We start from the raw sequence: 18,265 nt of genomic DNA on the forward strand, positions 1-18,265 counted from the left end.
GTTGCTTCCCCCTATCGCTTAGTTACAATTACTTGCGACAATAATTCTTCTACTTTTTCCTTTTCACATAAATCAGCTGAAAATGCTGTTGCACTCCCTGTTGCAACGCCATATTGAAATGCCTTTTCAATATCTTTCGTCTGTTCATATTTCCCTACAAATCCTGCAACGAGAGAATCTCCAGCCCCAACCGAATTAATTACAACACCTGTTGGAACAGTTGCTTCATATATACCTTCTGCCGTAAATAGTAAAGCTCCATCTCCAGCCATTGATACAATCACATGCTCTACACCTTGTTCAATTAATTTTCTTCCATACGGTAAAATATCTTCTACTGTGGAAATCTCTACACCGAATAACTCACCAAGTTCATGATGATTAGGCTTTATTAAAAATGGTTTATTTTTAATTACATGCTGCAGTGCACTACCACTTGCATCAACCACTACGCGAATACCTTTTTCAGCTCCGAGCGCTGCAATCGATTCATAAAAAGTAGTTGAGATAGACGCCGGTACACTTCCAGCCAGTACAACACAATCTCCCTGCTTCATACTTTCAATCTGTTTCATTAATTGTTCAAATTGCTCTTTTGTTACATTAGGACCTTGCCCATTTAATTCCGTCTCTTCTTGTCCTTTTATTTTCACATTAATTCGGGAATCTCCGTCTACTTGGACGAAGTTTGTTGTTACACCTTCCGCCTGTAATACATCTTTAATAAATTGACCGGTAAATCCACCAGTAAATCCAAGTGCTACATTTTCAACACCTAAACGATGAAGAACGCGAGAAACGTTAATCCCTTTTCCTCCAGGAAATTTCATATCTTTCTTTGCTCGATTTACCGCGCCTAAATCGAAGGAATTAACTTGTACTACATAATCAATAGATGGATTTAAAGTAACTGTATAGATCATTGTTTATCAGCCTCAATTACATTGGTTTGTCTTTTATATTTTTCTAAATCAATTTCTAAATGGTTTGTAATAATATTTGCCTCTTCAACATTGGCAATTTTCGCAAACGCAACTTCTGAAAACTTACTTTCATCAATTAAGAAATATCCTTCGTTTGCTAATGTTAATGCCATTTGTTTTAAAAGAGCCTCTTCTGGATCCGGTGTTGTAAAACCAAGTTGTTCATGCACACCATTCGCGCCTAAAAAACATTTATCAAAACGATACTTTTGCATACTTTCCTGTGCCATAGCACCAATTAAAGCCTTCGTCCTACTTTTCATCATTCCGCCTAGTAAATATGCACGAATATTATTTTCAACTAAAGCTTCAATATGCATAAGTCCATTTGTAACGACAGTAACGTCTTTATTTATTAAAAATGGAATCATTTCAAATGTCGTACTTCCTGCATCTAAATAAATACAATCACCTTGTTCAACAATGCTAGCCGCATGCTTCGCAATTTGTTGTTTTATTTGAATGTTTTTGGATGATTTTTCAACCATCGTCGGCTCTTGTCCTTTTCCTGTTAAAACAGCCGCACCACCGTGAACTCTTTTTAATAACCTTTGTTTTTCCAATTGTGCTAAATCACGACGAATTGTTGATTCAGAGCTTTCTGTTCTTTCCACTAATTGTTGTAATTTAACAACCTTCAGCTCTTTTACAAGTTGCAATATCATTTGATGACGTTCAGGAGTTAACATTTCATTCACCTCTTCTTTGATTACAGTATAATGAAAATGATCACAAAAATCAACCATAAACATTCATAAATAATCAAAATCAATCATAAACAGTTATAAACAACAAAGAAGAAACCCATTTGATATACCAATCAAATGGGTTTCTTTGCTCGATTCACTTATAAAGAAGCTTTATATATGCTTAAAACATCGTCTTTATTTAATTTTTTAAAGTTACCAAATTCGCCATAAGCCATCGCTTTATCCGCCATTAAATCAATTTCATTTTCCCCAATAGCGTAATCAGCTAATGTTACCGGCGCCTCAATTGAAGTCCAAAATTGACGTAACGCCTCAATTCCTTCTAACGCAATTTCTAGATCAGTTTTCCCATCTGTTTCTACATCGAATACACGAATAGCGAACTGTTTAAAACGACTTACATTTTCATCTACGACATGCTTCATCCAGTTCGGGAATAAAATCGCAAGGCCACCCCCGTGTGGTATATCATGAACCGCAGAAACTGCGTGCTCAATATTGTGAGTTGCCCAGTCTCCTTTTACTCCCATCGCTAAAATGCCGTTTAACGCCATAGTACCGCAATATAAAATGGTTTCTCTATGCTCATAATTTTCTAAATCACTTAAAAGCTTAGGAGCGGTTTCAATTACTGTTTTTAATACAGATTCACAATAACGATCTTGTAGTTCTGTATTTGTTCCATGATGGAAATATTGCTCTAATACGTGTGACATAATATCTACCATACCGTAAATTGTTTGGTCCCTCGGTACAGACGAAGTATGAACTGGATCTAAAATCGAAAACTGCGGGAAAGTAACTGGGCTACCCCAGCCATATTTTTCATTCGTTTCCCAGTTTGTAATGACAGAACCCGCATTCATTTCAGACCCTGTCGCTGCAAGAGTAAGCACCGTACCAAATGGTAACGCCTCACTAGCAAATACTTTTTTCGTTACAATTTCCCACACATCTCCATCGTACTTACTACCAGCAGCAATTGCCTTCGTACAGTCGATCACACTTCCTCCGCCAACTGCTAAAATAAATTCAACACCATTATCTTTACAAATTTGAATCCCTTTCTTTACAGTTGATACACGTGGATTCGGTTCAACGCCTGTCAATTCAAATACTTCTGCATTTATATCTTTTAAAATAGAAAGTACATTATCATAAATACCGTTTCTTTTAATACTGCCTCCCCCATATACGAGAAGAACTTTTTTACCAAACTGTGGAATTTCAGTTTTTAACTGTTCTAATTGACCTTTACCAAAAATAAGTTTCGTCGGATTACGAAATACAAAATTTTGCATATCCCTTTACCATCCCTTCTATATGAAAAGCAACTATACTTTTGTATACCATATTTTTTTCATTTCACAAAAATATTTGCCTAACAAAAAAATCCCAGCCTACAGGCTGAGATTTTTTATTGGTAATAAGGTGAGATCATTAAGTAAACAATAACACCAGATAAACTTACATATAACCAAATCGGCATCGTCCAACGTACAATTTTACGATGACGTGTTAATTGATTTGTAAAACCAAATACAAGTGCAAACAATGCAAGTGGTACAATAATTGCTGCAAGGATAATATGTGTAATTAAAATAATGAAGTACACATATTTAATGAATCCTTCCCCACCAAAATGTGTTGCCGGCGCCAAGTAATGATACGATAAATAAGAAACACAAAATAGCAACGTCGTTGTAAATGCTGCCAGGATGAAACCGCGGTGCATTTTCACATTCTTCTTAATAATCGAGTATAAAGCTGCTAATAAGAATACGAACGTAAAGCTATTAAAAATTGCATTTAACATTGGTAAAATCGTTACATCAAAATGTACTTCTCCTTCATAGCCAACAGGTCCAAAGAACAAAAATAAAATAATCGCATTTACAATTACAGAAAGCGTTATCACAATAGGAGCATAGCTTTTCTGATTAGTTGATTGATCCACCAAAATGGTCACTCCTCTTCCTTCAAATATGTATACGTAACCTCACTATTTTAACATATTATTCACAGTGTAAATGTGACAATAGTTTGACACAGTAAGACAGAGCAAAGAAAAAAATCCTTCTTAATAAAACTTCTTAAGAAGGATTTTATCGCTTTATTATTTAAATAGCAATGTAATTAGTTTTTGTTGAAAAACGTATTGCTATATGCTTGAAAAATTTCAGACACTTGATATCCCATTAAAGAAATTGCTGTTAATGAAAAGAAACCAATCATAAGAAATCGAAACCACATATAAATCTCCTCCTTGTATTTAGCTTAAAAAGCAGTCGCTATATTACAAGTTGAGTGGCACTCTTCATCGTCACTTTCCTTTTTCTTTACAATTGCTGTTATAAATCGAATCATAAAGAATATAACAAAAGGAATTTGTTCGTAATTTACCTTGGCATAGTTTGGCAACGGCTCGCGCTGCACATCGAACGGGGATGAGAAGGAATAGAACATACCTTGCTCTTCCATATATACAATTACAATTTTCATACAAAACATTATTCCTAGAAACGAAACAATATCTTGCCATTCTGTCGTATATAACAGGTTATACAGCTCTAATACGTACTCTTCCATTGTCATCCCCCCTTCCTTTTTTACCATTTTGCTCGCCTTCGTATAAAAAGTCAAGAAAAAAGTTTATATTCACTATGACAATAGTAATTACTTGTTTCTATGATTATATATGATTCTTTTATAGCAATGATTGGGTGTAACTCTCTTCTAAAACAAGAAATTAGAATCGAACAGATTCCTCATTTTTACTTTTAGGATTCAACACTGCACTATTTTTATTTCTATTGAAAATAAAATAAGAAAGTATTATAAGAACAGTAACAAGCATCGTTAATAGTGCCTGTGAACGTAAAGATTCAATTACGAGCATTGCAACTAAAACTGCTATAATCGCAGCAATTGTAACATATGTTACATATGGAAAAAGCCACATTTTCACTTTCAAATTTTGTTGTTCCGCTTTCCCCATTTTTTTACGTATCTTGAAATGTGAAACTGCTATAACGAGATAAACGAGTAACGCAATCCCACCAGATGCATTCACTAAAAATAAAAATACTTTATCTGGAGATATGTAACTAAAAACAACTCCAACGTAAGCAAAGAAAGTTCCAAATAAAACCGCCCGAACTGGAACACCACTACTATTCAATTTCAAAAATGCCTTTGGCGCATCTCCTCTTTCTGCCATTGAAAAAAGCATTCTTGAGTTCGTATATAAACCCGAATTTAAACAAGAAAGTACAGCTGTTAAAACGATAAAATTCATAATTTGCGCTGCCGCTGGTATCCCTATATGTTCCAGTACCGCCACAAACGGACTTTTTAGTATGTTCGCCGAATTCCACGGAAGGAGTGTAACAACTACAGCGATCGATCCAATGAAAAATACGAGAATACGCCAAATTACACTATTTGTTGCTGTTTTTACGGCTTTTACAGGTTCAGCAGACTCTCCAGCGGCTACTGCAACAATCTCAGATCCCATAAATGAAAATATAACGACGGTGATTCCAAGTAACACCGAACTTATACCATTTGGCATAAATCCTCCTTGACCTACTAAATTCGAAGTGCCAGGTGCTTCCGTTCCTGGTACAAATCCTAAAATAACAGCTAGTCCAAGACAAAGGAACAAAACAATACTTATTACTTTAATAAATGAAAACCAATATTCAAATTCTCCAAATGATTTCACCGAGAAAACATTCGTCAATGTTAATAAAATCGTTAATATTAAGCTTAATAACCAGAGCGGGATTTCTGGAATCCAGTATTGAATAATACCAGCACCTGCTGTAGCTTCTATTGCAATAACAATTACCCAGAAAAACCAATATAGCCACCCAATTGTATAACCTGCCCATGGACCAATTGCCTCTCTTGCATATGTTGCAAATGAACCACTTGTCGGATTAATAGCTGCCATTTCTCCTAGCATTCTCATAACGAAAATAACTAGAAGTCCTGCTAATGCATATGAAACGATAGAACCTGGACCTGCTGAATGCACAACCGCACCACTTCCAACAAACAAACCAGCTCCTATTACGCCACCAATGGAGATCATTGTAATGTGGCGTATTTTGAGGTCTTTCTTAAGATTTTTATCCAACTCTTGTACATCCCCTTCCAAACTTAATTTTGAAATTTATGTAAGAGTATTATGCGAAAAATCTTGTCCTATACTTTAAAATATATCAAAATATTCTGAATTTAACAATCGTAATTCGACCCCCTCCAGAAATTATTTCATTAGGTTTAATAATTTCCCATACACAATTGTTGAGAAAATTATAGTCGCCTTACAAAAGGGTGAATTTTCAGATATTATTAAATAAACAAGATTATACATCTAGACAACTTTTTGTATAGGAGTGTTGATATGGTAAACAAGTTCAAATTCATTTGTTGTACTTTAGTAATTTTCTTACTGCTACCGCTAGCTCCCTTTCAAGCACAAGCAGCAAACAATTTAGGATCAAAATTACTCGTTGGATACTGGCATAACTTCGATAATGGTACTGGCATTATTAAATTAAGAGACGTTTCACCGAAATGGGATGTAATCAATGTATCTTTCGGTGAAACTGGTGGTGATCGTTCCACTGTTGAATTTTCTCCTGTGTATGGTACGGATGCAGAATTCAAATCAGATATTGCTTATTTAAAAAGTAAAGGAAAGAAAGTAGTTCTTTCAATAGGTGGACAAAATGGGGTCGTTTTACTTCCTGATAATGCCGCTAAGCAACGCTTTATTAATTCCATACAATCTCTAATTAATAAATACGGTTTTGATGGAATAGATATCGACCTTGAATCAGGAATTTACTTAAACGGAAATGACACTAATTTCAAAAACCCAACGACTCCTCAAATCGTAAATCTTATTTCAGCTATTCGGACAATCTCAGATCATTATGGTACAAATTTTCTATTAAGCATGGCTCCTGAAACAGCTTATGTTCAAGGCGGTTATAGCGCATATGGAAGCATCTGGGGTGCATATTTACCGATTATTTACGGAGTGAAAGACAAACTAACATACATTCACGTTCAACACTACAACGCTGGCAGTGGGATTGGAATGGACGGTAATAACTACAATCAAGGTACTGCAGACTACGAAGTCGCTATGGCAGATATGCTCTTACATGGTTTTCCAGTAGGTGGTAATGCAAATAATATTTTCCCAGCTCTTCGTTCGGATCAAGTCATGATTGGACTTCCTGCAGCACCAGCTGCCGCTCCAAGTGGCGGATATATTTCTCCAACTGAAATGAAAAAAGCTTTAGATTATATCATTAAAGGAATTCCTTTCGGAGGAAAGTATAAACTTTCAAATCAGAGTGGCTATCCTGCATTCCGTGGCCTAATGTCCTGGTCTATTAATTGGGATGCAAAAAACAACTTTGAATTCTCTAATAACTACAGGACATATTTTGATGCGATTCCCTTGCAAAAATAATATAAAAACCAACAATAGGTTTTAAATGATCTTGAAGTGAACCCGAATAGTGGTACATGAAAAAAACACCTCCTGAATTCGCATACTAAGTATGCAAATTCAATGGAGGTGTTTTTTCGTATGACGACAAGAGTTCATTACCCAGAAGAAACAAAGTGGAAAGTAATTGAAATGAAGAATGATGGTTATTCAAATCGTACAATTATGGAGAAACTCGGAATTAAAAATGTTTCCCAAATTAAGACATGGATGAAATGGTATCGTACAGATCAAACGTATCGTTTTCAACAACCTGTAGGAAAACAATATTCTTATGGAAAAGGACCAAAAGAGCTCAGTGAATTAGAACAACTACGTCTAGAAAATAAGCATCTAAAAACAAAATTACTTGTATGGGGAAAGTATCTGGAAATCGAAAGGGGCTGAAACCAGAAACTGTAGTTACTTTATGGAAAAATGTAAAAACAAAAATAACGATAAAAGAATTGTGTAACGTATTAGAATTACCCCGTTCCACATTTTATCGCTGGTTACAACGAACGGAAGATCGGAAAGATGATATAGAAGAGAAAGTAAAGGACGTCTGTTTTAGGCATAAATTTCGGTATGGATATCGAAGAGTGACCGCTACTCTTCAAAAAATGGGACTGTGTGTGAATCATAAAAAAGTATTACGAATCATGAGACAAAATCACATTCTTTCAAAAGTACGTCGAAAGAAAAAGAAATATATCAATGGTACGGAACCAATGGTAGCCCCTCATCGATTGGAGCGTGAATTCGATGCATCCAGACCAAATGAAAAGTGGTTTACAGATGTGACGTATCTCTTATTTGGAGAGCGTACCTTGTATTTATCAACGATCATGGATGCCTTTAATCGTGAAATTATTAGTTGTGTCATCAGCGAATCACAAACACTGACATTAGCGATGAAGACATTGAAACAAGCAATGAGAGGGCGAAGAGTAAAAGATGTCCTTCTTCACTCGGATCAAGGAAGTATTTATACAGCAAAAGAATTTCAAGCGTATGCCAAAGAAAACGGCATTATCACCAGCATGTCCCGGAGAGGAAATTGCCATGATAATGCCGTCATGGAAAGCTTCTTTGGTCATTTGAAAAGTGAAGCTTTCTATTCACAAGAGATAACAAAAGTATCCAACACAACTGTGCGAAAGATTGTGCTAGAATACATTCATTACTACAATTGTGTGCGAATTCAAGAAAAATTAAACCACCTATCCCCTAAAGAATTTAGGGAACAAGTGGTTTAGGTGTTTTGATTGGTGTCCCGTTTTCGGGGTTCACTTCAATCTATTGTTGGTTTTTTATTTATGTAAATTACTTTTTCACTTCTACATGATGAAAAGATTCTTTTCCATGTTAACACTTCAAATAAAACTCACATAATATTCCATGTTTAACTAATAAAAAAAGAGAACTTTCTCTGAAAGTCCTACTACTCTTGAATAGTCTAGTTGCTATTTTGCTTTAACACAAATACTGAAAGTTCAGGTACACTCCAAAATCTAACAGGCATTCGAGTTGTCCCAATACCACGATTTACGTATAAATGTAACGGCTTATACTTCCCTTCTAATTCATACATACCTTCCACATAGCTCTCAGCTAATTTTGTAGTAATTAATGGACCTATAAAAGGAATTTGAACTTGTCCTCCGTGACTATGGCCTGACATTTGAAAATCAACTGGGTAACGAGCTACTTTGTCTACAACATCCGGCTCATGTACTAAGAGCATATTGAAATCTTGTTGTCTCACATGTTTTAAAGTCGAATCTATTTGCGGCTTTCCTAATAAGAAATCATCCAAACCTGATATTGTAATATATTTTCCGTTTTCTACTTTAATTTTTTGCATTTCATTTACTAACACAGAGAAACCAGCTTCCTCCATATACTTTTTATAAAATAAACTACCTCCCCCGCCTCTATCATGATTCCCAAACACTGCATATTTCCCTAAGGGTGCATGTATTTTTTGTAATATACCTTTCGCTTCTTCTCTTTCCGCCTTATACGATCCAAACTTATCTATTAAATCCCCTGTAAAAACTACTACATCTGGATGTAAAGCATTCATCTTCTCCACCAAATTTTCTAGTTGTTTCAGTGTAAATTCTGTCCCTAAATGCACATCTGAGAATTGCAATATCTTTTTATTATTAAACTCTTTAGGAATTGTAGATGCTTCTATTTCATTCCACGTAACTGTTACTAGTTTTCGTTCAATTTCTGTCGCATAGAAATACAAACTTACTGAAACCATTACTATACTTATAAAACTGATTATGAATATTTTTATGATTGATTTTTTTTGTTCTTTTTTTACATGATGCGTATTCATGTTCTCACCTCTAAAAGTACTCTACAGCCTTATTGTTACATTAATGTGACAACACGAACAATGTTAGTTATATCCAATTTTACCCCATTCACTTTGACAAACTTATGCAGAAGTCATAACATATTTTTATAATACATAGATTTTCAAAAATGTTCCTTCTATTCATTCTATCATTTTATTGAGGAGAGATTATTCATGTCTGTATTTACACCAGAAGAAATTACGGAACTTGCTGCGAATTCCGGAAGAAAAAAAGCTCATTTATCATTACTCCCTATGCTAATTCTCGGTTTTTTTGGCGGTGCTTTCATAGCATTAGGGTATTTACTCGATATTCATGTTATTGGAACAATGCCAAAGTCTTGGGGATCATTTACTAGTTTTCTAGGCGCTGCTGTATTCCCTATCGGTCTTATACTCGTTATTCTTGCAGGCGGTGAACTAGTAACTGGTAACATGATGACAGTTTCTATGGCTTGGCTTCAAAAGAAAATTACTTTATTTCATTTCATACGAAATTTAATTATTGTTACGTTTAGCAACTTCATAGGTGCTGTATTCGTTGCTTATTTTTTCGGTCATATCGTCGGATTAACAGAGGGCGCTTTTTTAGCGAAAACAGTTTCTATTGCGCAAGCTAAACTACAAGATACACCACTGCAAGCCTTCATTTCTGCCATCGGATGTAATTGGCTCGTTTGTTTAGCCGTTTGGCTCAGTATAGGAAGTAAAGAATTTATCGGGAAGATTATCGGTATCTGGTTCCCAGTTATGACTTTTGTTGCGATTGGCTTTCAACACGTTGTAGCCAATATGTTTGTTATCCCAGCTGCAATTTTTGCCGGGCAGTTAACTTGGATTGAATATTTTCCAAACTTCATTTTTGTTTTCTTCGGAAACTTAGTAGGAGGTATGTTGTTTGTAGCATTACCTTATTTCATATCTTATAATAAGAAATTACCTTCCAATAAAGAGCAAACCGAATTAAAGAAAAAAGCTGTATCCGCTTAAATGAACTGTCTATACAGTAGCTCTAAAAAATATTACAAATTTCATTTTTTTTACGAATATATGTGCGTACACTTGTTCTCGAATGTTTTATACGTTATAATAACAACTTAAATAGCATTATTTACATATGAGGTGAAAAACATGAACAAAACAGAATTAATCAAAAACGTAGCACAAAATGCTGAGATTTCTCAAAAAGAAGCTACTGTAGTTTTACAAACTGTAGTAGAATCAATCACTAACACTTTAGCTGCTGGTGAAAAAGTACAACTTATCGGATTCGGTACATTCGAAGTTCGCGAAAGAGCTGCTCGTACAGGCCGTAACCCACAAACTGGTGAAGAAATGCAAATCGCAGCTTCTAAAGTACCTGCTTTCAAAGCTGGTAAAGAACTTAAAGAAGCTGTAAAATAATGAAGAAATAGCCTTCTCGTTTATGAGAGGGCTATTTTTTTCATTACATAATTAGTAAAAATCTGACCATTATGCTGTTTCTTTTGTTCCTTTATGCAAATAAAACCTTTACTTTCAAAGAAAGGTTTTGCTGTAACACTCGCTTCTGTATATATCTCCCTATGCCTCAAGTTCACTGCTTCTTTTTCTAACTCCTGTAGTATGTAGGAAGCTATCCTTTTCCCTTGATAATCCTTATGCGTAAATAAGCGATCTACGTAATGATCATCATTATAATCCCCAAATCCCACTATCACACCGTTATGATCCGCTACATAACTAATATTCTTCTCTAAAGAATGTAACCAACTTTCTCTATCTAGTCGCTCTGGTGCCCATGCCTGTAGCTGTAACACGTTATAATCTTTTGCATTAATTGTATGAACTGTTTTATAGAACAACTGTAATACTTGTTCTAAATCCTCTTTATGGAATGTTCTAATGATCGTGTCTTTTAACATATATGAACCTGGTTTAAAATTCTTATAAAAATCTATAAATTGTTGGCGAACCAAGTCAAATGCCAACTACCGAAAAGGAATCTCACCTTTTTCCTGTCCGTAAGGGTTGTGACCTTTTCATCCACCTATTGTGAAAGAATGACGGCAGGTTCCTGTTAGGAACGATCTGTCCTTGCATACGACCATTCATCCAAGTCAGTAGTATGCAAGAGGTTATAAGAAATAAACCAGTACCCCCTTTTTCATCACCTGAAAATATTATATGTTGAATTCTGTAAAATATAAAACCTGTAATTGTAAATTTTGATAGTTTTTATAGATTCTTATTTACTGTTATTACCTCCTTACTAAACTATCATTTAACTTTTCTACCATCTAGTATTCAATATTTCTGCTTTATTATATCTTTTTTCTTTCTATATAAACAAAAAACAATACTTATTTCAAAGTATTGTTTTTTGTTTAAAAGCATATGCAATTACTCTATAGATTTTTATTTTTTTAATTTCACTCTTTGTAGTCGTAATGCATTTAATACAACGGATACTGAACTAAATGCCATCGCAGCTCCAGCAACCCAAGGTGCTAAGAAACCGAACGCTGCAATCGGGATTCCTAACCCATTATAAGCTAGTGCCCAGAATAAATTTTGCTTAATATTTCTTATCGTCATCTTGCTCATAAAGATTGCATCAGCAATACTATTTAAATCACCACGGATTAACGTAATGTCTGCCGCTTCCATCGCTACATCCGTTCCTGTTCCAATTGCCATACCGATATCTGCCGTAGCAAGAGCAGGAGCATCATTTATTCCATCTCCAACCATCGCTACTTTCTTACCTTGCGCTTGCAGTTTTTTCACTTCTTCTGCTTTTCCTTCTGGTAATACCTCTGCAATTACATGATCAATTCCAACTTGCTTAGCAATTGCCTGAGCAGTTTGTGTATTATCTCCTGTAATCATAACAACGTCTAGACCCATTTTCTTGAGTCTTGCGATAGCTGCTTTTGAAGTATCTTTTACAGTATCTGCAACGGCAACTATACCAGCATATTCTTTATTGATCGCAATAAGCATCGCTGTTTTTCCTTCTCGTTCTAGCGCTTCCATCGATTTAGAAACTTCTTCAATATCAATATCGAATTTCTTCATTAATCGACGTGTACCAATTAATAATTGTTTCCCTTCTACAACTGATTCGATACCGAATCCTGGAATTGCTTCAAACGTTTCTGAACTTGGGATATCAATTTTCTTTTCTTTAATTCCTTCTACAATTGCTTCTGCAAGTGGGTGTTCAGAATTTTTTTCTGCCGCACCTACTAAACGTAGTATTTCTTCTTCGCGGAATCCATCTGCTACAATTACATCTGTTAACACCGGCTTCCCGTTTGTCACAGTACCTGTTTTATCTAGAATAACTGTATCTAATCGGTGCGTTGCTTCTAAATGCTCCCCGCCCTTAAATAAAATGCCATACTCAGCCGATCTTCCTGATCCCGCCATAATAGACGTAGGCGTTGCAAGACCTAATGCACACGGACAAGCGATAACAAGTACGGCTATCATTTTCTCAAGTGCTCCACCAAAATCACCAGGTGTAACAAATAGCATCCACACTGCAAATGTGATAATAGCAATCACAACTACAACCGGTACGAAAATACCTGAAATTTGATCTGCTACCCTTTGAATAGGAGCTTTTGAACCTTGAGCCTCTTCTACTACTTTAATAATTTGAGCTAATGCAGTATCTCTTCCTACCTTAGTTGCTTTCACTTTTAAAAAGCCATTTTTATTTATTGTAGAACCGATTACTCCATCCCCAATTGTTTTATCAACTGGAATACTTTCGCCTGTCAACATCGATTCATCTATTGCTGACTTTCCTTCTACAATTTCCCCATCTACCGGGATCTTTTCCCCTGGTTTCACATAAACGATATCACCAGCTATCACTTCTTCGATTAAAATTTTTATTTCTGTTCCATCTCGTACAACAGTAGCGGTTTTCGCCTGTAATCCCATTAATTTTTTAATTGCTTCTGACGAACGTCCTTTTGCTTTCGCCTCAAATAATTTACCTAAAATAATTAATGTAATAAGTACTGCGCTCGTTTCAAAATACAAGTCTGTCATATGTTCCGAAGAACCAATCGACCTAATACTTAAATACACACTGTAAAAATACGCCGCAGACGTTCCAAGTGCCACGAGAACATCCATATTGGCGCTTTTATTTCGCAACGCTTTATAAGCCCCAACATAAAACTGCCCACCAATGATAAACTGAACTGGAGTTGCAAGAGCTAGCTGCACCCAAGGGTTCATAAGCATATCAGGTAAATAAATAAATGATGTAAATGAGAAATGACTTACCATTGCCCACAATAACGGGAATGATAAAATAAACGAAATGATAAATTTCTTCTTTTGTCGCTCAATTTCTTGTAAGCGATGATCAGTTGACCCATCCTGTTCATCTGATTTCACTTCCAATTTATATCCTAATTTCGTAATTGCACTCTTCATTTCATTTACATTAATTTCATCAGGATTAAAATCTACTGTAGCCGATTCCAAAGCGAAATTTACTGTCGCTCCGTTCACACCTTCTAATTTATTTAAACGCTTTTCCACTCTATTGGCACATGCTGCGCATGTCATCCCTGAAACAGTAAACTCAGCTTTATCACTGACAATTCCATACCCTAACGATTCAACTTTTTGCTTAAACTGTTGCGGATTTGTTTTTTGGGGATCATACATTATTTTTGTTTTTTCAAGTGCAAAATTTACATTTGCATCATGAACACCTTCTACTTTTTTTAGACCTTTTTCAATTCTATTTGCACATGCCGCACATGTCATTCCTGATATTTGAAGATTGGCCTCTTTTTGTTCATTCATGTCTCTCACCTCTATATACCCTCATAAGGTATAATTTTTAACAAAATAAATCGTACTTCCTATAAAGTACGATTTATTTCCATATCTAAAAATAATTATTGAACATCGTACCCTTGATCTTCAATTACAGCAACGATATCTTTTAACGTTACAACTGATGAGTCGATAGTAACTTCAACAGTACCTTCTGCTAATTGAACTTTCACTTGCTCAACACCGTTTAGTTCTTTCACGCTGCTTTCAATTGAATTTACACAATGTCCACAAGACATACCTTCAACTTGTAATGTTAACTGTTCCATTTAAAATCCTCCTCTTGTTTCTTCATTGTTTGTTAATCACAATTACATCTTACCATACCCCCCTAAGGTAATCAATGGTTTTGTATCATGATTTTTCAATTATTTTCTAAAAGTTTATTTTACACACACTTTTTCACATCAATCCCCCGAAATCCTATATAAAGGTAAAAAAAAAAACAAGCCAGTGACACACTAGCTTGTTTTTACGCTTTTGAAAAACGTTCAAATACAGTCATTAACTCTTCAATTGCTTCGTCACCATTTCCATCTTTAATAGCACCTGAAACACAATGACTTGTATGGTTTTTTAATACACCCATACCTACTTTTTTCATCGCTGCATTAATCGCTGAAATTTGCACTAAAATATCCACGCAATAACGATCATTTTCAATCATATTTTGAATACCGCGGACCTGTCCTTCAATTCTCTTTAATCTATTTATAATTTGTTCTTTTTCTTTTTCTGATCTATGTGTTACCGCTTCATGCTCTTTATGATCCATATTATCACCTTCTTAAAGTTTCTCTTCATCCAACAAAACAATTGCTTTTACGAGTATACCAATTATAGCACTAATTATCTATGTATGATACCCCATATGAGTATATTTCCGCTCTATGCTTATTCTTAACAATTCATTAGCTTCTCAGTCTCAATTTTCATAATACCCTTTCCTTTTTTCAAAAAACAATAATAAGCGGGGATGCACAATCCCCGCTTATTATTCATCCAAAAATACAAAATTCTCAATTTATACACGTATAAATTGAGAATTCTTTCTTCCTATATATAATTATTGCTGATCACATACTTTTGTATCATTCACTACTGAAGTTCCTTCAACGGTTACCGTATGAAAACAGTCATTTACACGAACTGTCACAACATTATCTTGCCGATCAATGATATGATATTCATTAAAATTTTTATTTAGAGCACTGCGAATTTGTTCTCCTTCATAAATTGGAATGCCATGTGATAAAACCCAAATAAGCCCAGCGATAGCAAGAATAGTTTTCATACGATCTACCTCCTTGAGAATATAGTGAACTTTTAATCCATGCTTTTTCAGCTCTATTAATCATGAATGGAATGAATCAAGCTTTTTGGAAATAAGTTCATTTCGTCTATTTTATGTTTATGCTAATTGTGACCGAATTGTGACAACTTTTTGTCTCTTTAGACGAAAAGTTGAAACAAAACTTTCAAAAAGGACAATTCTACTTGAACAAACAAAAGGCTATGGAGAATTGAAGTGAACCCGAATAGTGGTACATGAAAAAAACACCTCCTGAATTCGCATACTAAGTATGCAAATTCAATGGAGGTGTTTTTTCGTATGACGACAAGAGTTCATTACCCAGAAGAAACAAAGTGGAAAGTAATTGAAATGAAGAATGATGGTTATTCAAATCGTACAATTATGGAGAAACTCGGAATTAAAAATGTTTCCCAAATTAAGACATGGATGAAATGGTATCGTACAGATCAAACGTATCGTTTTCAACAACCTGTAGGAAAACAATATTCTTATGGAAAAGGACCAAAAGAGCTCAGTGAATTAGAACAACTACGTCTAGAAAATAAGCATCTAAAAACAAAATTACTTGTATGGGGAAAGTATCTGGAAATCGAAAGGGGCTGAAACCAGAAACTGTAGTTACTTTATGGAAAAATGTAAAAACAAAAATAACGATAAAAGAATTGTGTAACGTATTAGAATTACCCCGTTCCACATTTTATCGCTGGTTACAACGAACGGAAGATCGGAAAGATGATATAGAAGAGAAAGTAAAGGACGTCTGTTTTAGGCATAAATTTCGGTATGGATATCGAAGAGTGACCGCTACTCTTCAAAAAATGGGACTGTGTGTGAATCATAAAAAAGTATTACGAATCATGAGACAAAATCACATTCTTTCAAAAGTACGTCGAAAGAAAAAGAAATATATCAATGGTACGGAACCAATGGTAGCCCCTCATCGATTGGAGCGTGAATTCGATGCATCCAGACCAAATGAAAAGTGGTTTACAGATGTGACGTATCTCTTATTTGGAGAGCGTACCTTGTATTTATCAACGATCATGGATGCCTTTAATCGTGAAATTATTAGTTGTGTCATCAGCGAATCACAAACACTGACATTAGCGATGAAGACATTGAAACAAGCAATGAGAGGGCGAAGAGTAAAAGATGTCCTTCTTCACTCGGATCAAGGAAGTATTTATACAGCAAAAGAATTTCAAGCGTATGCCAAAGAAAACGGCATTATCACCAGCATGTCCCGGAGAGGAAATTGCCATGATAATGCCGTCATGGAAAGCTTCTTTGGTCATTTGAAAAGTGAAGCTTTCTATTCACAAGAGATAACAAAAGTATCCAACACAACTGTGCGAAAGATTGTGCTAGAATACATTCATTACTACAATTGTGTGCGAATTCAAGAAAAATTAAACCACCTATCCCCTAAAGAATTTAGGGAACAAGTGGTTTAGGTGTTTTGATTGGTGTCCCGTTTTCGGGGTTCACTTCAAATTTCCCCATAGCCTTTTGTTTGCATTTGACTAGACAATCATTTCATTATGTTTAATGTTAAGTGTTTCAATTTGAATGGTAGCATGTTCAATATGGAACTCTTGCTTTAACATATCGATAATATTTTGAAGTACTTCTTGATCATCTTGCTTTTTATCAATCATTACATGGACACTTAATGCATCTAATCCTGATGTAATTGTCCAAATATGAAGATCATGTAGATCACGGACACCTTCTACTCCTTTAATCGCTTGCTTCACTTTCTCTAGTTCAATTGCAACCGGTGTCCCCTCCATAAGTATATGAATAGAATGTTTTGTTACTCCCCATGCACTCTTTAAAATTAATAAAGCTACAACTACTGAAATAATTGGATCTGCTATATACCATGAAAATAATGACATAAGTACACCAGCTACTAATGCGCCCACTGATCCTAAAGCATCCCCAAGAACATGTAAATACGCGCTGCGTAAATTCACATTATTTTTCACGTCACCTTGTCTCATAAGTGCCCATGCACTAATTAAATTTGCTAGTAAACCAATTGATGCGATTAACATCATTGGACCACTTGCTACAGTTGGCGGTTCAAAAAAACGATCAATTGCTTCCCATACGATAAGCCCTGCTACAACAAATAACGTAATACCATTAATTAGTGCCGCTAAAATTTCAAAACGATAATATCCATACGTTTTTGTAGAAGTAACTGTTCTAGCTGCTAATCCAATAGCAATTAAACTTAATAATAATGAACTTGTATCACTTAGCATATGTCCTGAATCTGATAATAAAGCTAAACTATTTGTAACTAGTCCTCCGAAAAATTCAAGGAACATAATAGTTGCTGTAATGACTAAAGCTGTAATTAATCCTTTTCTATTTCCTTTCCTACTCTCCTCAAAATGATGATGTCCATGGGAATGCCCGTGAGCATGCCCATGATGTTGGTGACCGTGATGATGTCCCATATAAATGCCTCCTTTTAATTTTGTTTTGTCTTTCATAATTCCACTA

Annotated in this window: 18 protein-coding genes; 5 read left to right on the plus strand and 13 right to left on the minus strand. The window is 35.1% G+C overall.

The genetic code is table 11. The features are described from left to right. Positions 1-11: 11 nt before the first annotated feature. The 6 genes from pfkB to gabP all read right to left on the minus strand — a co-directional run bounded on the left by pfkB (position 12) and on the right by gabP (position 5,837). Positions 12-923 (minus strand): 1-phosphofructokinase, encoded by a 912-nt coding sequence (pfkB, locus tag MHB74_RS18095; protein WP_061680372.1) that lies wholly within the window; start codon positions 921-923, stop codon positions 12-14. After that, on the minus strand, positions 920-1,672 hold the full coding sequence (locus MHB74_RS18100; protein WP_061680371.1) for a DeoR/GlpR family DNA-binding transcription regulator: 753 nt from the start codon (positions 1,670-1,672) through the stop codon (positions 920-922). The genes pfkB and MHB74_RS18100 overlap by 4 nt, the downstream gene beginning before the upstream one ends. A 158-nt stretch (positions 1,673-1,830) precedes the next feature. After that, positions 1,831-2,994 (minus strand): iron-containing alcohol dehydrogenase, encoded by a 1,164-nt coding sequence (locus MHB74_RS18105; protein ID WP_061680370.1) that lies wholly within the window; start codon positions 2,992-2,994, stop codon positions 1,831-1,833. A 116-nt stretch (positions 2,995-3,110) separates the two neighbouring features. Beyond that, on the minus strand, positions 3,111-3,653 hold the full coding sequence (locus MHB74_RS18110; protein ID WP_000228316.1) for a DUF420 domain-containing protein: 543 nt from the start codon (positions 3,651-3,653) through the stop codon (positions 3,111-3,113). Between the two features lie 317 nt (positions 3,654-3,970). After that, positions 3,971-4,309, minus strand: coding sequence for a hypothetical protein (locus MHB74_RS18115; RefSeq protein ID WP_002072695.1), 339 nt, complete (start codon positions 4,307-4,309; stop codon positions 3,971-3,973). Between the two features lie 133 nt (positions 4,310-4,442). Next, positions 4,443-5,837, minus strand: a complete 1,395-nt coding sequence (gabP, locus tag MHB74_RS18120) for a GABA permease (RefSeq protein ID WP_061680369.1) — start codon at positions 5,835-5,837, stop codon at positions 4,443-4,445. 270 nt (positions 5,838-6,107) lie between these two features. On the opposite strand from gabP, the gene MHB74_RS18125 reads away from it, so the two are divergent. Together MHB74_RS18125 and MHB74_RS18130 are read left to right on the plus strand one after the other, a co-directional pair. Continuing rightward, positions 6,108-7,190: a chitinase gene (locus tag MHB74_RS18125; protein ID WP_061680368.1), complete on the plus strand. Its 1,083-nt coding sequence runs from the start codon at positions 6,108-6,110 to the stop codon at positions 7,188-7,190. Positions 7,191-7,310: 120 nt separating this feature from the next. Continuing rightward, positions 7,311-8,467 (plus strand): IS3 family transposase gene (locus tag MHB74_RS18130; RefSeq protein WP_340844345.1). Its coding sequence is split into 2 segments (ribosomal slippage): positions 7,311-7,563 and positions 7,563-8,467, totalling 1,158 coding nucleotides; the frame shifts between segments, so codons are not numbered across the junction. A 200-nt stretch (positions 8,468-8,667) separates the two neighbouring features. Here MHB74_RS18130 and MHB74_RS18135 read toward each other — a convergent pair. Further along, positions 8,668-9,561, minus strand: a complete 894-nt coding sequence (locus MHB74_RS18135) for a metallophosphoesterase (protein ID WP_061680494.1) — start codon at positions 9,559-9,561, stop codon at positions 8,668-8,670. A gap of 195 nt (positions 9,562-9,756) precedes the next feature. Here MHB74_RS18135 and MHB74_RS18140 point away from each other — a divergent pair, with 195 nt between their 5' ends. Further along, entirely contained in the window at positions 9,757-10,572 is an 816-nt protein-coding gene (locus MHB74_RS18140; RefSeq protein WP_061680495.1) for a formate/nitrite transporter family protein, read from the plus strand. A gap of 141 nt (positions 10,573-10,713) precedes the next feature. Continuing rightward, positions 10,714-10,986, plus strand: coding sequence for an HU family DNA-binding protein (locus tag MHB74_RS18145; RefSeq protein WP_001043902.1), 273 nt, complete (start codon positions 10,714-10,716; stop codon positions 10,984-10,986). Between the two features lie 20 nt (positions 10,987-11,006). Here MHB74_RS18145 and MHB74_RS18150 read toward each other — a convergent pair whose 3' ends face one another. From MHB74_RS18150 to MHB74_RS18170, 5 genes are all read right to left on the minus strand, one after another. Continuing rightward, entirely contained in the window at positions 11,007-11,486 is a 480-nt protein-coding gene (locus MHB74_RS18150) for a GNAT family N-acetyltransferase (protein ID WP_061680497.1), read from the minus strand. 493 nt (positions 11,487-11,979) lie between these two features. Then, on the minus strand, positions 11,980-14,400 hold the full coding sequence (locus tag MHB74_RS18155; RefSeq protein WP_061680496.1) for a heavy metal translocating P-type ATPase: 2,421 nt from the start codon (positions 14,398-14,400) through the stop codon (positions 11,980-11,982). Between the two features lie 95 nt (positions 14,401-14,495). Beyond that, positions 14,496-14,702, minus strand: coding sequence for a copper chaperone CopZ (copZ, locus tag MHB74_RS18160; RefSeq protein ID WP_000436980.1), 207 nt, complete (start codon positions 14,700-14,702; stop codon positions 14,496-14,498). Positions 14,703-14,905: 203 nt separating this feature from the next. Beyond that, positions 14,906-15,208, minus strand: a complete 303-nt coding sequence (locus tag MHB74_RS18165; RefSeq protein WP_000349636.1) for a metal-sensing transcriptional repressor — start codon at positions 15,206-15,208, stop codon at positions 14,906-14,908. A 291-nt stretch (positions 15,209-15,499) separates the two neighbouring features. Beyond that, positions 15,500-15,727: a hypothetical protein gene (locus tag MHB74_RS18170; protein ID WP_000849103.1), complete on the minus strand. Its 228-nt coding sequence runs from the start codon at positions 15,725-15,727 to the stop codon at positions 15,500-15,502. Positions 15,728-16,045: 318 nt separating this feature from the next. Here MHB74_RS18170 and MHB74_RS18175 point away from each other — a divergent pair. Beyond that, positions 16,046-17,202, plus strand: a protein-coding gene (locus MHB74_RS18175) for an IS3 family transposase (RefSeq protein WP_340844345.1) whose coding sequence is annotated in 2 segments (ribosomal slippage) — positions 16,046-16,298 and positions 16,298-17,202 — 1,158 coding nt in all. Because the reading frame shifts where the segments join, the coding sequence is not laid out codon by codon here. Positions 17,203-17,271: 69 nt separating this feature from the next. On the opposite strand, the gene MHB74_RS18180 is transcribed toward MHB74_RS18175, so the two are convergent. Further along, positions 17,272-18,219 carry a cation diffusion facilitator family transporter gene (locus MHB74_RS18180; RefSeq protein ID WP_061678134.1) on the minus strand — a complete coding sequence of 316 codons (948 nt, stop codon included), beginning with the start codon at positions 18,217-18,219 and terminating at the stop codon, positions 17,272-17,274. Between the last annotated feature and the right edge of the window lie 46 nt (positions 18,220-18,265).

It is taken from the genome of Bacillus sp. FSL K6-0069, from assembly GCF_038007785.1.
Taxonomy (GTDB): Bacteria; Bacillota; Bacilli; order Bacillales; family Bacillaceae_G; genus Bacillus_A; species Bacillus_A mobilis.